The organism is Polaromonas sp. DSP2-3-2b2 (assembly GCF_049895905.1).
Classification (GTDB): Bacteria; Pseudomonadota; Gammaproteobacteria; order Burkholderiales; family Burkholderiaceae_C; genus Polaromonas.
Genome location: NZ_JAFCTH010000005.1, coordinates 22,784 through 39,345, shown reverse-complemented (window position 1 = coordinate 39,345; position 16,562 = coordinate 22,784). Strand labels below are relative to the sequence as shown.

General features: G+C 59.0%; 15 protein-coding genes and 1 pseudogene. 12 read left to right on the top strand and 4 right to left on the bottom strand.

Going from position 1 to position 16,562, the window contains the following annotated elements:
* Positions 1 to 216 precede the first annotated feature (216 nt).
* The 9 genes and pseudogenes from ACP7AD_RS06175 to groL all read left to right on the top strand — a co-directional run.
* Positions 217 to 351: pseudogene (locus tag ACP7AD_RS06175) on the top strand (transposase); the annotation flags it as partial.
* 471 nt (positions 352 to 822) lie between these two features.
* The gene (locus ACP7AD_RS06170; protein ID WP_426145583.1) at positions 823 to 1,626 is read left to right on the top strand and encodes a bacteriorhodopsin-like; all 804 of its coding nucleotides are present in this window, start codon (positions 823 to 825) and stop codon (positions 1,624 to 1,626) included.
* 211 nt (positions 1,627 to 1,837) lie between these two features.
* The gene (locus ACP7AD_RS06165; RefSeq protein WP_426145581.1) at positions 1,838 to 2,764 is read left to right on the top strand and encodes a polyprenyl synthetase family protein; all 927 of its coding nucleotides are present in this window, start codon (positions 1,838 to 1,840) and stop codon (positions 2,762 to 2,764) included.
* Positions 2,761 to 4,239 carry a phytoene desaturase family protein gene (gene crtI / locus ACP7AD_RS06160; RefSeq protein ID WP_426145579.1) on the top strand — a complete coding sequence of 493 codons (1,479 nt, stop codon included), beginning with the start codon at positions 2,761 to 2,763 and terminating at the stop codon, positions 4,237 to 4,239. The genes ACP7AD_RS06165 and crtI overlap by 4 nt, the downstream gene beginning before the upstream one ends.
* A 20-nt stretch (positions 4,240 to 4,259) precedes the next feature.
* Positions 4,260 to 5,222, top strand: coding sequence for a phytoene/squalene synthase family protein (locus tag ACP7AD_RS06155; RefSeq protein WP_426145578.1), 963 nt, complete (start codon positions 4,260 to 4,262; stop codon positions 5,220 to 5,222).
* Positions 5,212 to 6,414 carry a lycopene cyclase family protein gene (locus ACP7AD_RS06150; protein ID WP_426145576.1) on the top strand — a complete coding sequence of 401 codons (1,203 nt, stop codon included), beginning with the start codon at positions 5,212 to 5,214 and terminating at the stop codon, positions 6,412 to 6,414. Before ACP7AD_RS06155 ends, ACP7AD_RS06150 begins: the two co-directional genes overlap by 11 nt.
* A gap of 3 nt (positions 6,415 to 6,417) precedes the next feature.
* Positions 6,418 to 7,299, top strand: coding sequence for a Brp/Blh family beta-carotene 15,15'-dioxygenase (locus tag ACP7AD_RS06145; protein ID WP_426145574.1), 882 nt, complete (start codon positions 6,418 to 6,420; stop codon positions 7,297 to 7,299).
* Positions 7,300 to 7,771: 472 nt separating this feature from the next.
* Positions 7,772 to 8,062, top strand: a complete 291-nt coding sequence (gene groES, locus ACP7AD_RS06140) for a co-chaperone GroES (RefSeq protein ID WP_011800072.1) — start codon at positions 7,772 to 7,774, stop codon at positions 8,060 to 8,062.
* A 100-nt stretch (positions 8,063 to 8,162) separates the two neighbouring features.
* The gene (gene groL / locus ACP7AD_RS06135) at positions 8,163 to 9,812 is read left to right on the top strand and encodes a chaperonin GroEL (protein WP_426145572.1); all 1,650 of its coding nucleotides are present in this window, start codon (positions 8,163 to 8,165) and stop codon (positions 9,810 to 9,812) included.
* Between the two features lie 144 nt (positions 9,813 to 9,956).
* On the opposite strand, the gene ACP7AD_RS06130 is transcribed toward groL, so the two are convergent.
* Positions 9,957 to 10,286 (bottom strand): DUF805 domain-containing protein, encoded by a 330-nt coding sequence (locus tag ACP7AD_RS06130; RefSeq protein WP_426145570.1) that lies wholly within the window; start codon positions 10,284 to 10,286, stop codon positions 9,957 to 9,959.
* Between the two features lie 202 nt (positions 10,287 to 10,488).
* Between ACP7AD_RS06130 and ACP7AD_RS06125 the strand changes: the two genes are divergently transcribed.
* Positions 10,489 to 10,782: a hypothetical protein gene (locus tag ACP7AD_RS06125; protein ID WP_426145569.1), complete on the top strand. Its 294-nt coding sequence runs from the start codon at positions 10,489 to 10,491 to the stop codon at positions 10,780 to 10,782.
* A 61-nt stretch (positions 10,783 to 10,843) separates the two neighbouring features.
* On the opposite strand, the gene ACP7AD_RS06120 is transcribed toward ACP7AD_RS06125, so the two are convergent.
* The 3 genes from ACP7AD_RS06120 to tal are packed head-to-tail and all read right to left on the bottom strand — an operon-like array spanning position 10,844 to position 14,098.
* Positions 10,844 to 11,467, bottom strand: coding sequence for an HAD family hydrolase (locus ACP7AD_RS06120; protein WP_426145567.1), 624 nt, complete (start codon positions 11,465 to 11,467; stop codon positions 10,844 to 10,846).
* Positions 11,464 to 13,134, bottom strand: a complete 1,671-nt coding sequence (gene pgi, locus ACP7AD_RS06115; protein ID WP_426145566.1) for a glucose-6-phosphate isomerase — start codon at positions 13,132 to 13,134, stop codon at positions 11,464 to 11,466. Before pgi ends, ACP7AD_RS06120 begins: the two co-directional genes overlap by 4 nt.
* Positions 13,135 to 13,150: 16 nt before the next feature.
* Positions 13,151 to 14,098 (bottom strand): transaldolase, encoded by a 948-nt coding sequence (gene tal / locus ACP7AD_RS06110; RefSeq protein ID WP_426145564.1) that lies wholly within the window; start codon positions 14,096 to 14,098, stop codon positions 13,151 to 13,153.
* Between the two features lie 149 nt (positions 14,099 to 14,247).
* On the opposite strand from tal, the gene zwf reads away from it, so the two are divergent.
* Positions 14,248 to 15,714, top strand: coding sequence for a glucose-6-phosphate dehydrogenase (zwf, locus tag ACP7AD_RS06105; RefSeq protein ID WP_426145562.1), 1,467 nt, complete (start codon positions 14,248 to 14,250; stop codon positions 15,712 to 15,714).
* Positions 15,715 to 16,560 (top strand): MurR/RpiR family transcriptional regulator, encoded by an 846-nt coding sequence (locus ACP7AD_RS06100; protein ID WP_426145560.1) that lies wholly within the window; start codon positions 15,715 to 15,717, stop codon positions 16,558 to 16,560.
* Positions 16,561 to 16,562 lie beyond the last annotated feature (2 nt).

Sequence of the window (16,562 nt, the reverse complement as noted above, 5' to 3'; positions counted from 1 at the left end):
CTCTGCATACAGGGGTCATACAGATCGGAAGCTTGTCCACGGCCTGCTCTGCCGACACTGAATTGCTGCTTCACGTAACTATGAATTTTCCATTGCGAAACGCATTCAGTTTTAAATTCATATTTAGCCCGGCAGCCGGCCATATGCGAGGTTATTCCCTGAATACTTAGCGCACGGACCCAATCCGTTCAGTTGCCCATGGTGGCTGCGCAGATTGAATATGGACGCCGAACCCGCGTAGCCACGCTGTTTCCCAACTCTGCCAGTTGCCTGCGCCTGGTCAGTGCCCTGCTGGCCGAACAAGATGAGGAAGGGATGACCGCAAAAATCTACCTGTCCATCAAACCCTGAGCATTACCAACGCCCAAAACCGAATCTCGGAAATTTACAGAAAAGAAGTTGCTTTATCAGTGATTCATCACCTGAGCCAGATCATGAACGTGTTGCCAAGCAGCCCTGCAACCTTCGCTATCGTTACAAGAGAAAGTTCGTCATACAGGCGCAGCCACCTGACCTTGCCAAACAGGCCCACAGCGATTATTTCTTTGCTCTCCCCTGCTTAAATATTCAGCAGATCAACGGAACACCATGGTCGAATTTGAGTCGGCACAATTCCTGTCGATGGCAGTGCTCGGCCTGCGGCAGCATGCTGATCCACTGGGATTAGGGGCATGCTGGTTCGCTTGCAGTACTCACCCAAACATCTCAATACAATCCAAATTTCATGCACGGTTAGTCTGAGCCTAGACTACCGAAACCATGGCAAACGAGAGATTTAAAATTCTCTCGTATCAACTAATCGTGTAACTTCAAGGAAACCATATGGTCACTTTAAAAACCAGGTCCGCCACGAATAAAGTAGGAGTTGCTAGCGCATTCATAGCTCTCTTATCCAGTCCGGCATTTGCAGCCGAAACCTTGGTGCTAAAACAGGACGATTTTGTTGGAATATCCTTCTGGATAATTTCAATGGCGCTCGTTGCATCCACTGTTTTCTTCTTTCTGGAACGAGACAGGGTTTCTCCAAAATGGAAGACATCCCTGACCGTATCCGGTCTGGTGACACTGGTAGCCGCCGTCCATTATTTCTATATGCGCGATGTGTGGGTCCAAACTGGCTCGACCCCTACTGTGTTCCGGTATATCGACTGGCTGATCACGGTGCCGCTGCTGATGATCGAGTTTTACCTGATCTTGTCGGCAATCACGAAAGTTCCCGTAGGCGTCTTCTGGCGCCTCATGATAGGCACGCTGGTCATGTTGATTGGCGGCTACCTCGGAGAAGCCGGATACCTTGCGGTATGGCCTGCGTTCATCATTGGCATGGCTGGCTGGGCATTTATCCTTTACGAAATTTTTGCAGGCCAAGCCGGCAAAATCAATGCACAGAGCGCACCGCCGTCTGTGAAGTCAGCCTTTAACACCATGAGGTGGATTGTGACAATTGGCTGGGCGATTTATCCAGTCGGCTATTTCTTTGGTTACCTGACCGGCAGCAGTCCTGAGACCAGCGCCAACGCGCTCAACATTATCTATAACGCGGCTGACGTGTTGAACAAAATAGCTTTTGGTTTGATCATCTGGACTGTCGCGGTGAGCGAAACCGAAAACGCAAAGGCAAAGTAAGAATCGCAAAGACAAGTACACGCTTGTCAACTGGCGTGTATTGTGATTTGTTTGCAAGATGCAAGGACAGCTGCTGGTAGTGAAAATGCACCATCCGGTGTACCTTCTCTACCAGCAGTCGACAGAAAATCAGATTCCAAGCCGGTAGTGACATTTGATTAAAAAATCCGATATGAAAGCCGCCCTTACTTTGCTTTCATAGGAACACTTTATGCACGGTCTTGTTACCAAGCATGCGCCCCGTGCCGACGTGGTGGCTCCGGATTTGCTTGAAGTGGAACAGCGAATGGCCTCTCTCATTGGACTAAACGATGAAGATGACACGGCCACACCAAATGTCTCAAGCGCTGCGGCAATGTACCACCTCAAAACAGGTGGCCAAAGAATTCGCGCAAGACTTGCCTTGCATGCCAGCAACAGCCTAGGCTTGGCAAGGGACGATGCCTGTTCAATCGCATCCACTGCCGAGCTTTTGGACAATGCATCGCTGATACACGACGATCTCCAGGATCGAGACAGGTCAAGGCGTGGTTCTGACACAGCATGGGTCGTCTATGGCGACGAGATTGCCGTTTGCGCAGGCGACCTATTGCTATCCGCAGCATATTGCGCCCTTGCGGGAGTTAGCTGCAAGGGCAGATTGTCACAAATGATGAACCTCACGCATTCGCGAATCACGCACGCTGTTCGCGGGCAATGTGCGGACCTTTCCGTATCGAGAACTCAGCCGTTCAGTATTGATGACTACAGAAAAATTGCAACCGCGAAATCCAGTGCGCTACTCGGCTGGCCGATCGAACTTGCGCTGATGGCAGCTAACAAGACTGACACTCTGGCTGTTGCCAAAAGAGCCGCCGATTCGTTCGCAATCGACTATCAGATTGATGACGACCTGTTTGATGTGAAAGCAGACACAGCGCGAGGTTCATCAGCGCCAGCAATCAATATTGTCCAAGTTCTCCAGTCAAGCCACGCTGCCAGCGACTACAACGCCAGTGAACTTGCCCGAAACCTGGGCCGTCAACACCTCATGTCGGCAGCAGTTGCCAGCGCCGATTTGCCTTGTCAAGCCGGCCGGTTACTTCAACAACTGGCGATTGAATGGCATACCCGGTTGACGGGAAGGTGCTTCCAATGAAAGCGCTCGTTGTAGGTGGCGGTTTTGGGGGCATAGCTGCGGCATTGCGACTGCGCGCCAAAGGCTATGAAGTGTTGGTTATTGACCGCTGCTCAGCACTCGGAGGGCGGGCTCAGGTGTTTGAGCGCAATGGATTTCGACATGACGCCGGACCGACAGTCATCACGGCGCCTTTTTTGTTTGAGGAATTGTTTGCATTGTTCGGCGAGAAGATGGCAGACCACATTCAGCTGGTTCCGCTCACGCCGTGGTACCGATTTTATTTTTCCGACAACACGACCTTCGACTACGGCGGCACTCTCGATGAGACACTGGCTGAAATTGCCCGCATAGAGCCGCGTGACTGCGACGGCTACCGAAACTTGCTGGCAGATTCGAGAAAAATCTTCGATGTCGGTTTCACCGAGCTGTCTGCCGTGCCTTTTCACCGGTTCATGACCATGGTCAGGCAAATTCCCAAGCTCATTGGGCTTCGCAGTTACGCAACCGTCTGGCAACTGGTTTGCCGTCATTTGTCCAACCCCAAGTTAAGGCAGGCGTTTTCTATTCAACCCCTGTTGGTGGGCGGCAATCCGTTCGACACTACCAGCATTTACGGTTTGATCCATTATCTGGAGCGGGCCTATGGTGTGCACTTTGCGATGGGCGGCACGGCTGCGATTACCGCAGCACTGGCCAGCCTGATGGCAAGACACGGAATCGACATCAAGCTCAACACCACCGTGAATCAAATTGTTGTACAGGATGGTGTTGCACGGGGCGTCGTACTGGCTGATGGCACAGCCCTGTCAGCTGACGTGGTGGTGTCAAATGTTGACCCTGCGCATTTGTACGGTGCAATGATCAAGCCAACAGATCAGGCAGTTTCGAGCCGGCTAAAACTGAAATCTGCCAAGTTTTCGATGGGCCTGTTTGTCCTGTACTTTGGGACCATGCGTGTTTACCCGGACGTTGCGCACCACACCATCTGGATGGGCGACCGCTATCGTGAACTTCTGGAAGATATTTTTGACGGCAAAACGCTGTCGGAAGACTTTTCGCTTTATCTGCACCGCCCTACCGCAACCGATCCGAGTTTTGCGCCAGCAGGTTGCGACAGTTTTTACGTGCTTTGCCCTGTGCCCAATCTTCAAGGCGAAGTTGACTGGGAAAAAGAAGCCCCAAAGCTGCAGTCGCGCATTGTTGCCGCGCTGGACAAAACCATTCTGCCTGGGCTTGCGCAGTGCATTACCAGCGAATTTTGCATGACGCCGGAAGATTTCAAGACTGACTATCTCAGTGCCTATGGCGCGGGGTTTTCAGTGGCGCCCTTGTTTCGGCAGTCTGCCTGGTTTCGTTTTCACAACCGGGGAGAAGGCATTAAAAATCTTTATTTAGTAGGCGCCGGAACCCATCCTGGCGCTGGCGTTCCGGGTGTGTTGTGTTCGGCCAAAGTGCTAGATGCGTTGGTGCCGGTGGCCCACCAAAAAGCGTGAGCAACTGTGAGCAGCACTTTATGAAAACGCAAACAGACAGCGCGGTCACATCGGCTTTATGCAAAGCGGACCTGACTTTGGCGCAAAAGGGGAAAACATTTCATTGGGCACGCCATCTGATGGGGTCGCTACATGCCTCCAGAGCGACCCGGCTTTACAGCTTTTGCAGATACATTGACGACCTTGCAGACGAATCGAGTTCCCCTGAGGCGGGCAGTGCTGCACTGCTGCTTGCGGCGCAAGACGTAACCCGAGGCATGTCAGACCATCCGGTGATTCAGGATGGAATTGACCTCATGCGCGAATGTGACATAGAGCGTTCTATCGTGCTGGAATTGATTTCGGGCGTTGCCTCGGACCTGGGCGTGGTCCTGGTCGCCGATGAAAATGCGTTGCTGCGCTACTGTTATCAGGTTGCGGGTACGGTGGGTCTGATGATGTGCAGGGTGCTGGACACTCAAAATCCCTCGGCGCTACCGCACGCCGTTGATCTTGGCATTGCCATGCAACTGACCAATATTTGCCGTGACATTGCGGCAGACGCGCAGGCTGGGCGGCGGTATATTCCGCAATCCATGTTGGGCGACTTGGCGCCCCAGGCACTGATTTGCCCGGCTGAGGCGTTGCGTCCGGCAATCCGCCAGTGTGTAGCTGCGCTTTTAGACCGCGCAGACGTGTATTACCGCAGTGCAGAGCTGGGCCTGCCTTATTTGCCGCTAGGCGCGCGCAGCGGCATTTTGGTGGCGGCGCGCACTTATCAGGCGATTGGCGCGCAGCTCAGGCGACGCGACTACGCCTACTGGACAGCAAGAGCCGTCGTGCGCAAGCCGCAAAAGGCAGCAGTCACAGCGTGGGCGCTGTTGACTGTTCCGCTGCAGCGTGCATTTTGGCGCAGCCCACGGTTGCATGACGACACCTTGCACACCTCACTAAACGAGTTGATGTGTTTCGGACGCTGTCCTGGCTCAGGCAATGGCCTGTAACACTGACCTGGTTATCTTGGGCGGTGGCTGCGCCGGACTGAGCCTTGCCGTGGCGCTTGCCAAGCTGCAGAAGCAGGGCTCGCGCATCCCAAAAGTCATGGTGCTGGAAAGCCGCATCCGCTACTCGAATGACCGAACCTGGTGTTTTTTCAAAGACTCCGCCGCATCTGCGCCGCACCGGGTGCAGCAGCAGTGGCAAACCCTGCGGGTTACAACACGCGAGCGCAGCGTCACGCTCGATTGCGGCGCCACGCCTTACCTGATGGTGCCTGCCGGGCCGTTTTATGCAGACGCTGAAAATGTGATCGCCCAGTCGGATCAAATTGCTCTACATATGGGCACGGCAGTCACCGGCGAGCCCGAAAAGCGAGGCGACTTGTGGCGCATTGAGACCAGCGCCGGCCCTGTCGAGACTCGCTCTGTGGTTGACACCCGGCCCATCCGCCAACCCGTGCGCGACGGCGCGGTGCTTTGGCAGTCGTTTTATGGCCAGGAAATCGAATGCGAGACGGGCGTTTTCAACGCCACTTGCGGCGAGCTGATGGACTTTTCTGCCGCCAATGCTTGCGGCGCGCTGGTGGCTTTTCCTGACGCGGCGAGTTTTGTTTATTTGCTGGCAACATCTTGCACCCGGGCATTGATCGAGTTCACCGTGTTCGGACCCGACCCGCTGGGCCCGGATGCTTTCAAGGATGTGCAGACCAAGGCAGTGGCCCAGCGGGTAGGCAGCGCTGCGTTTTCAGTGCTTCGCTCCGAGCATGGTGTGCTGCCGATGGGTATCTGCCCCGTGCCGCAGGGCCGTGACACCAGCTATGTTCGTGCCGGTTTGACGGCTGGCGGCGCCCGGCCCAGCACCGGGTATGCGTTTGCGCGCATCCAGCGCTGGGCAACTGCCTGTGCGCAAGCGCTTGCCAGCGGCAAAGCTCCGGCCGGGCATGCGCCTGATGGCTGGGCACTGCATGCCATGGACACGCTTTTCTTAAACGTGGTTCGTGCGCATCCGCAACTAGCGCCGGATTTGTTCATGGCACTGTTTAAAGGGGTGGACACCAAGCGGGTGATTCGGTTTTTAAGTGACCAAGGCACGTTTGCAGACTATGCCGCAGTGGTGGCGGCACTGCCACCATGGCCTTTTTTGCGGGCGCTGGCGAAGCCGCTTGCAGGAAAATTGCAGCGATCAACCATAGCGTAAAAAATGTATCCACTCAAAATCCAGGGCGTCGCGTTTAGCCTGCTGGCCTTCATTTTGACGGCCGCTGCCGTCGCACTGCCACGGCTTGATCCACAAGTGGAGCTGTATGTTTTTGCCACACTGGTGCTCTTTTTAGGTGTGCCGCACGGCGCGCTCGACCCGGTTTTTGCAAAGCAGTTGTACGGCATACGGACACTGCCGGGCTGGGTTGCCTTTACAGCAATTTATGTCGCCTTGAGTGCTTTGGTGGTCGGACTCTGGTGGCTGATGCCTGGCATGTTTTTAATACTGTTTCTGGTTGCTTCTGCGGTGCATTTTTCAGGCGATCTGGTTTCTAAAACCCCACGGGTTGCTCGCATTTTTTACGGCGGCACAGTCATTCTTTTCCCCCTGTTGCTGCACGCTGCCGATGTCTCTCAGCTATTTGGGTTTTTGATAGGTGCCGACGCTGCGGAAACGCTGATCGCAGGCATGCGCTGGCTCGTAGGGCCATGGTTGATCGCTACTGCGCTGGTGTTGGTTTTTATAGGGCGACGAGACTGGCTGACTGCGCTTGAAATTGCATCGGTCAGCCTGTTGATGATTGCCGTACCGCCGCTGTTGGCATTCACGGTGTTTTTTTGCGTCATGCACAGTGCCCGCCATGTGCTGCGTACCCAACAATATGCAGCCTTGTCAGCGTCCAGGTTGTTGCTGACCAGTGCTGCGCCCATGGCGGCCGTGTTGGTCGGGTCAGGGTTAAGCTTTTATTTTTTCAAAGACACAGCGCTTGATATGCACATCGTGCGGCTTGTTTTCGTAGGACTGGCCGCCTTGACTGTCCCTCATATGCTGCTGGTGGAACGGGTCCGGGTTTCTGGTCGAGTCGAACCTGGCGGGGCCTAGCAGGCCCGATGGCGTTGGCTATGCAAACGACGCACCGTGTCTGCGGCTCGGCTTGGCAATCAATGGATGGGTCGCCGGCAGCCCGCTTTTTCTCGAACTCACGCCGCCAGACAAAAGTAAGCAATCAATCCGGGGCCGTTGATCCTGGCCGCGCCATCTTCCTGTGAGCACAGGCTGAATTGGCGATGGAGATGAAAAATTTTCATTCAATCAACAGTTTATGCATGCCGGATGCTGAGGGGGAGTCCAGAACCAGGCGAGAAAAGTTCAGACCTAGCCAGGGACTGACGGCAAAGACACAGAGGAATTCCCGGGCCTACTCTTGAAATCGTCCTGGAAAGGCACTACTATTAGCACTCGATGGGGCGGAGTGCTAGCAGCAACCCCCGTCCATGCTGTTAACGCGCACCCATGGTTTTCATGGATGCTTTTTTGATCCCCCAAACCATTGTTCTACAACAAGGAGCCTTTTATGAACCTTCGTCCTTTGCACGACCGCGTGATTGTCAAACGCGTGGAAAACGAAACCAAAACCGCCTCCGGCATCGTGATTCCGGACAGCGCTGCTGAAAAGCCCGATCAAGGCGAAGTCCTGGCTGTCGGCCCAGGCAAGAAAAATGACAAGGGCGAACTCGGCGCCATGGCCGTCAAGGTCGGCGACCGCGTGTTGTTCGGCAAGTACAGCGGCCAGACCGTCAAGGTTGACGGCGACGAACTGCTGGTCATGAAAGAAGAAGACCTGTTCGCAGTGGTCGAGAAGTAATTCTCCCGCTTCAATATTGCTACTTATTTAATAGCTGCCCATGCACGCTGGACGTGCGCAAGCAGCCTATTTCATTCATAAATCTTAAGGAATCCGAATCATGGCAGCAAAAGACGTAGTTTTCGGCGGCGAAGCCCGCGCGCGCATGGTCGAGGGTGTGAACATCCTGGCCAACGCCGTTAAAGTGACCCTGGGCCCTAAAGGCCGCAACGTGGTGCTGGAGCGCTCGTTCGGCGCCCCAACCGTGACCAAGGACGGCGTTTCCGTCGCCAAGGAAATCGAACTCAAGGACAAGCTGCAGAACATGGGCGCGCAGATGGTCAAGGAAGTTGCTTCCAAGACGTCCGACATCGCCGGCGACGGCACCACCACCGCCACCGTGCTGGCACAAGCCATCGTTCACGAAGGCATGAAGTACGTGGCTGCGGGCATGAACCCGATGGACCTGAAGCGCGGCATCGACAAGGCAGTTGCTGCCCTGGTCGAAGAGCTGAAGAAGGCTTCAAAAGCCACCACCACTTCGAAAGAAATCGCGCAGGTCGGCTCGATCTCTGCCAACTCTGACGAAACCATTGGCAAGATCATTGCCGATGCGATGGACAAGGTCGGCAAGGAAGGCGTGATCACTGTTGAAGACGGCAAGTCGTTAGAGTCCGAACTCGACGTCGTCGAAGGCATGCAGTTTGACCGCGGCTACCTGAGCCCATACTTCATCAACAACCCGGAAAAGCAGTCCGCCCTGCTGGACAACCCGTTTGTTCTGCTCTACGACAAGAAGATCAGCAACATCCGTGACCTGCTTCCTACGCTGGAACAAGTCGCCAAGGCTGGCCGTCCGCTGTTGATCATTGCCGAAGAAGTCGAGGGCGAAGCCCTGGCTACCTTGGTGGTGAACACGCTGCGTGGCATCCTGAAGGTTGTGGCTGTCAAGGCACCGGGCTTCGGCGACCGCCGCAAGGCCATGCTGGAAGACATCGCTGTCCTGACCGGTGGCAAGGTCATCGCTGAAGAAGTCGGCATGTCGCTTGAAAAAGTGACGCTGGCTGACCTCGGCTCTGCCAAGCGCATTGAAGTGGGCAAGGAAAACACCATCATCATCGACGGTGCCGGCGAAGCTGGCGACATCGAAGCCCGCGTCAAGCAGGTTCGTGTCCAGATCGAAGAAGCGACCAGCGATTACGACCGCGAAAAACTGCAAGAGCGCGTGGCCAAGCTGGCCGGCGGTGTTGCCGTGATCAAGGTCGGCGCTGCTACCGAAGTCGAGATGAAGGAAAAGAAAGCCCGCGTTGAAGACGCACTGCACGCAACCCGCGCTGCCGTAGAAGAAGGCATCGTGGCTGGCGGCGGCGTGGCATTGCTGCGCGCCAAGCAGACCGCTGGCGTGATCAAGGGCGACAACGCTGACCAGGACGCCGGCATCAAGCTGGTCCTGCGCGCCATCGAAGCCCCCTTGCGCGAAATCGTTTACAACGCAGGCGGCGAAGCCTCTGTGGTGGTGAACGCCGTGCTGGCCGGCACCGGCAACTACGGCTTCAACGCCGCCAACGACACCTACGGTGACATGATCGAAATGGGTATCCTGGACCCCACGAAAGTGACCCGTACGGCCCTGCAGAACGCAGCGTCCGTCGCATCCCTGATGCTGACGACCGAAGCCATGGTGTGCGAGTCCGCCAAGGACGACGCACCTGCCGGCGGCATGGGCGGCGGCATGGGTGGCATGGGCGGCATGGGCGACATGGGTATGTAATTCAAAAATAGTGGGGACGGATGCCGGGCCTGGTCAAAAAGCCCGGACGCAGACCCCACATTTTTTGCGGCCCCCAGCCACTAAAAAGGCCACAGCGCGAAAGCGCTGTGGCCTTTTGTCATGACGTCCCGAAAAGCCGGAATCTCAGGCCGGGGTGGAGCCGTAGCTGCCGACGTCGTCCGACGTGGGCTGAACCCACCAGTAAAGCAGCACCAAAAATCCGATGCCAGAAATCATGAGAAGCTGCCACCAGCCGCTTTTGCCGATGTCGTGAAGCCGGCGCGCACCGACCGCCAGAGAAGGAAGCAGCAGGGCCAGATTTACCAGACCGGGCAGTTTTTCGCTGATCATGGACACCGCGATCATGACCAGCAGCTGGAACAGAAAAAACCACCAGAATTCCGAACGCGATGCGCGCCCCGAAAACGTTGCGTAGTTGCTCAGGCAACTGGAAATGGCTTGGCCAAAATTCATGGATTTGTTCCTCGGGATTTGTACAGGACGACTTCCCGCACGATGATATGCCAGACCCCAGGCGGCGCGGTCGTCAAGCCCGAATCGCATAGGCCGAAACGCCGCCATGCCCTTGGCGTTGCCAGCCATGTGCCCCCCTTGACGCCTTGTCCACCAATGCTTACCAGCTGCTGCCGCACCGACGGTTGCCGACAAGGTGGCGATGGCTGCCGCCTGGCAATTGCTGGCCTGCGCATCGGCCGGCACGCAGGCGCCGGTCTGGATGTCGGCCTCAATCTGGCGCGGCACGGCAGCCGTTACGGCCGCTGTTGCCGTAATCGTAGCGCCTGCCGTCAAGCCAGCCAACGGCATCGTCACATCGTTGCTACCCGTCGCCACAAAAACGATTTCATCGCCTTTGAAGCTGCCGCCAGCAGCACAGCTGCCCACATCGCCCCAGCTGTCGCCGAACGACACCTGTGAGCTGAACCTGACTTTGGTGGTGGGGTCGCCGTGATCACTACCGCCGCAGCCGGCGGCCGTGTATGGGCGGCTGGGCCATGGCGACAGAGAAAGCGCTACCAGCCTAATTGCTTCATCAACTGGCCCGGCAGCTGCTGCGGCACTTCGCAGTGGATCGTCTGCCATCCCAGCGCATCGGCTGCCTGCACATTGGCCAGACTGTCGTCAATGAACAGGGTGTCGGCGCCGGCCAACCCGTAGCGCGATGCCAGCAGCCTGAAAATCGCCGGGTCGGGCTTGCCCAGCTTCACATCGCTTGAAAAAATCCCGCCGTCAAACCACTGCAGAAAAGCGTGACGCCGTTCCAGCGCGCGGGCAAAAGGCCCGGGCATGTTGGACAAAAAATAGAGCTTGAGGCCGCCCCGGCTGCCCTGGCGCTCGCGCAAGCCGGCCAGCAGTTCGATGTTGCAGGCAATCGGCGCCAGCCGCTCACCAATCGGCGCCAGGGCGTCATGCAGCCTGGCTTCGGGCAACTCCAGCCGCAAGGCGGAGCGGGAAACCACTTGGTCCAGCGTCACCGTGCCGTGGTCAAAACCCCGCCAGTCGGCATGGTCGAACAGGGAATGGGCCAGTTTTCGTGCCTGCCCGGGCGTGGCGCCTCGCTCGGGAAAATGCTGCGCCACCAGTTGCACCGGCTGCCAGTCGAACAGCACCGCGCCAAAATCAAACACGATGTTCATGCGGGGCCGGACCCCAGCTTGCGCAGCAGGCCGGCGGTGGAGCTGTCAAGCCCCGAAACATCGCCGTTCAGCAGGCGCGGCTCGATGTCCTTGGCCAGCACCTTGCCCAGCTCGACGCCCCACTGGTCAAAGCTGTTGATGCCCCAGACCGCGCCGCTGACAAACACGCGGTGCTCCTGCAGCGCAATCAGCGCGCCCAGGCTGGCGGGCGTGAGCTGCTCCAGCAGCAAGAAGGTGCTGGGCCGGTTGCCGGGAAAATCGCGGTGGCCGCCGGAAAACATGCTGCCCCCACGCTCGCCCACTGCGTGTGGCTCGCTGCCCCCCGAGGGGGCTGCGTTGCCTTGGGGCGGCCCGGCGGCGTCGCGCTTGCCGTTCATCAGCGCCTGCGCCTGCGCCAGCACGTTGGCCAGCAGCTTGGTGTGGTGGCCGGGCAGGTCATCGGGCGCATGTGCTGCGGTTTTGACCGCCACGAATTCGACCGGAACCACCGACGTTCCCTGGTGCAGCATTTGAAAGTAGGCATGCTGGCCGTTGGTGCCGGGCTCGCCCCACAGCACCGGAGAGGTGTCAAAGGGCAAAGGCTGGCCGTCCTGGTCCACGCGCTTGCCATTGCTTTCCATTTCCAGTTGCTGCAGATACGCCGGCCAGCGGCGCAGGGCGCTGCTGTAGGGCGCGATGCTGCGGCTGGAAAAGCCGTGAAAGTTGCGGTACCAGACATCGAGCAGGCCCAGCCGTACCGGCAGGTTCTGTTCCAGTTCTGCCGTGCGAAAGTGCTCGTCCATGGCATGCGCGCCCGCCAGGAATTCACGGAAACCTGACGCACCAATCGCAATGGCGATCGGCAGCCCGATGGCCGACCACAGCGAATAGCGCCCGCCCACCCAGTCCCAGAAACCGAAGGTGGTGGTGATGCCGAAGTCGTTCGCTGCCGCCACATTCGTCGTCAGCGCCGCGAAATGCCGGGCAATGTCGTGCCCGCCCTGCGCCTCGAACCAGGCCTTGGCCGAATGCGCATTGGTCATGGTTTCGGTGGTGGTGAAGGTCTTGGACGCCACCAGGAACAGCGTGCCGGCGGGTTTGAGCTGCTTAAGCACACCGGCCAGTTCGTTGCCGTCAATGTTCGAAACAAAGTGAATCCGCTTGCCGGACGTGGCGAATTCAGCGAGCGCCAGCACCGCCATCTGCGGCCCCAGGTCCGAGCCGCCAATGCCGATGTTGACGATGTCGGTGATCGCCTCATCGGCGCGCACCTGCTCCGCGTAGGCCAGCATCGCATCGAGCGTCACTTCGACCTCGGCCTGCGAATCCGCTATCTTATTAATAGCTGCTTGCGCAGGCAGGTAGTGCGCGGAAGGCGGATTTCGCAATAAAAAGTGCATCACGGCACGGTTTTCGGTGCGGTTGATGCGTTCCCCGGCAAACATCGCGTCGCGTTGCTGCTCCAGAGCGCACTGTCGCGCCAGCGCCAGCAGCAGCGCCTGGCTGTCGGCGTCGATCAGGTTCTTGGACAGGTCGGCGAACACATGCGGCGCGTCCTGGCTGAAGGCCTCGAAGCGGCGGGGGTCGCGCGCGAACGCGTCGCGCAGGTCGAAATGCCGGCCGCCGGCCTCAAAGCAGGCCGTGAGTTCACCCCAGGCCGGGGTCCGGTCGCAACGCAATGGTTTCATGACAGCTTCCTTGGGTTCAGACAACCTGCATCAGCTGCTCAAGCTTGATCGTGTCAACGGCAAAGGCACGAATGCCTTCGGCCAGCTTTTCCGTCGCCATGGCGTCTTCGTTGAGCGCATAGCGAAAACGCGCTTCGTCAAAGTCCACCACCTCCAGGTCCAGCGCATCGGCGGCGCCGGCATCCAGCGCGCGCGCCAGGGGCGCGTCGCTGGCGGCCAGCTGGGCGAGCAGCTCGGGGCTGATGGTCAGCAGGTCGCAGCCGGCCAGCGCGGTGATCTGGCCGACGTTGCGAAAACTCGCGCCCATGACCTCGGTGGCAATGCCGAAATGCTTGTAGTAGTTGTAGATCTCGCGCACCGACTTTACGCCGGGATCGTTGGCGCCGGCATTCGCGGATTCGATCCAGCCGCTGCCGGCCGACTTCTTGTACCAGTCGTAAATCCGGCCGACGAAAGGGGAAACCAGCTGCACCCGGGCCTGGCCGCAGGCCACCGCCTGGCAAAAGGAAAACAGCAGCGTCAGGTTGGTGTGGATGCCGCGCTGCTCCAGCAGCCGGGCCGCCTGAATGCCTTCCCAGGTGGCGGCCACCTTGATCAGCACCCGGTCGATGTGAATGCCTTCGGCCTGGTACAGCTCGATCAGGCGCTCGCCGCGCGCGACCGTGGCGGCGGTGTCAAAACTCAGGCGGGCATCGACTTCGGTCGAGACACGGCCCGGGATGATGGACAAGATTTCGCAGCCAAAGCGCACCAGCAGCCGGTCCATGGTTTCGTCCAGCGCCCGGTCCTTGAAGCGCGCCACCGTGCCGTGCATCAACGGCGCGTAGTCGGCTTTTTGCACCGCCTTGAGGATCAGCGATGGGTTGGTGGTGGCGTCCTGCGGCTTGAACTGGGCCAGCTGGTTGAAGTCGCCGGTATCGGCCACCACGGTCGTGAGTTGTTTCAGGGCGTCGAGTTGGTTCATGGGCTTGAAGGCGCCAGGCAAAGACGCAAAGTTGGTGAGAGGCCGGATGAATCGTACCGCGTCAACACAAGGCGCGCAGCAGGTCACCGGGTCTAGTTACCATTATGCCCATAGAATATGAAACTTTATTACCACGACAAGTTCCCATCATGAGCTTTGACCTGATCCTGTTTGGCGGCACCGGCGACCTGGCGTGGCGCAAGATCATGCCAGCCCTGTTCCAGGCTTTTCGCCATGGATCACTACCGGCTGACGGCCGCATCGTGGGCGTGGCGCGCGACGATCTGTCCGACGAGCAATACCGCACGCTCATCAAGTCGCGCTTTGACAGCGTCGAACTCGCCAAGCGGCCCAGCGAGGAGGAGTTCTCGCGCTTTGCCCAGCTGCTCGGCTACCTGCGCATGGACCTGTCCCAGCCGGCCGACTATGCGCGCCTGGCGAGCCGGCTGCAGCAGCGCCCGGCCGATGTGGTGGTGATGTACCTGGCCACGGCGCCCGGCCTGTTCACCACAGTGTGCGAACAGATGGCCGCCGCCGGACTGAATGGCCCGCAAACCCGCGTGGTGCTGGAAAAGCCGCTGGGCCATGACCTGGCGTCGAACCGCGCCATCAACCAGACTGTTCGCAGCGTGCTGACGGAGCAGCAGATCTTTCGCATCGACCATTACCTGGGCAAGCCTTCGGTGCAAAACCTGTTTGCGCTGCGCTTTGGCAATTCGCTGTTCGAGCCGCTGTGGCGGCGCGAGTACATCGCCAACATCCAGATCACGATTGCCGAAGAACTCGGCGTGGAAAAGCGCGGCGCTTTTTATGACAGCACCGGCGCGCTGCGCGACATGGTGCAAAACCATGCGCTGCAGCTGCTGTGCGCCGTGGGCATGGAGCCGCCCATCAATTCGCATGCCGACGCGATTCGCGACGAAAAGCTCAAGGTGCTGCGCTCGCTCAAACCCTGGACGCCTGAAACCCTGAGCCAGCATGCCATTCGCGGCCAGTATGCCGCCGGCGCGATCGATGGCGAGGCGGTGACGGCCTATCGCAGCGCGCCCGGTGTGAACCCGGAAAGCCGCACCGAAACCTTCGTCGCCCTGCGCACCGAGATTGCCAACTGGCGCTGGGCCGGCGTGCCGTTTTACATCCGCACCGGCAAGCGCATGCCCGGCCGTGACGCGCATATCGAGGTCAACTTTCGTCCCACGCCGCACGCGATTTTCAATTCGCCGCAGACTTGCAACGAAGGCAACCGGCTGGTCATCAATCTGCAGCCCAGGGACGGCCTGGAACTGCACCTGCTGGCGCAGGGCGCCGACCAGCGCCATCGCCGCGGCACCCCGACGCTGGAGCCGGTGCAGCTCGACCTTGATTTTGACAAGCGTTTCGGTGCCGAGCGCGTCGGCGCCTACGAGCGGCTGCTGCTCGATGTGATTGACGGACGGCTCAACCTGTTTGTGCGCAGCGACGAGCAGGAAGAAGCCTGGCGCTGGGTCGAGCCTATCCTGGACCGCTGGAGCCACGACACCACCGGGCCGCGCCCCTATGCGGCCGGCACTTGGGGGCCGAGCGCCTCCAGCGCAATGATTGCCCGCGATGGCTACTGCTGGTCTGAAGAGCGCTGAATGCTGGAACGCATCAAAGCCTCCCTACCCTCGCTGGCGCCGGCGGAACAGCGCGTGGCGCGCCTGGTGCTGGCCGACCCGCGCGCCTTTGCCAGCCTGCCGATCACCGAGCTGGCCAGCCGCTCGCATGTCAGCAAGCCGACCGTAGTGCGCTTTTGCCGCAGCGTCGGCTACGACGGCCTGTCGGACTTCAAGCTCAAGCTGGCCGGCAGCGTCAGCGAAGGCGTGCCCTTCATTCACCGCAGTGTCGATGTGGACGACAAGACCGGCGACGTGATGGTCAAGGTGATCGACAACACCGTGGCGGCTTTCCTGAAATACCGCAACGACGCCAGCCCGGTGGCGATTGAAAAAGCCGTACTGGCACTGCTGGCGGCCTACAGCACCGGCAAGCGCATCGAATTTTTTGGCGCCGGCAACTCCGGCATCGTGGCGCAGGACGCCCAGCATAAATTTTTCCGGCTGGGCATCAACTGCATTGCCTACAGCGACGGCCACATGCAGGTGATGAGCGCGACGCTGCTCGGGCCGGGCGACTGCGTGCTGGTGATTTCCAATTCGGGCCGCACCCGCGACCTGATGGACGCCTGCGACATCGCGCGCAAGAACGGCGCCACCACCATCGTGATCACGGCCACCGCGTCACCGCTGGCCGTAGCCGGCCACATCCATCTGGCAGCCGACCATCCCGAAGGCTACGACCGCTACAGCCCGATGGTGTCCCGCCTGCTGCACCTGATGATCATCGACATCCTGGCCACCTGCGTGGCGCTGCGCATCGGCCCCGGCTTGCCGCCGCTGCTCAAGGAAATGAAGAACAACCTGCGCAACAAGCGCTACGCGTGAAC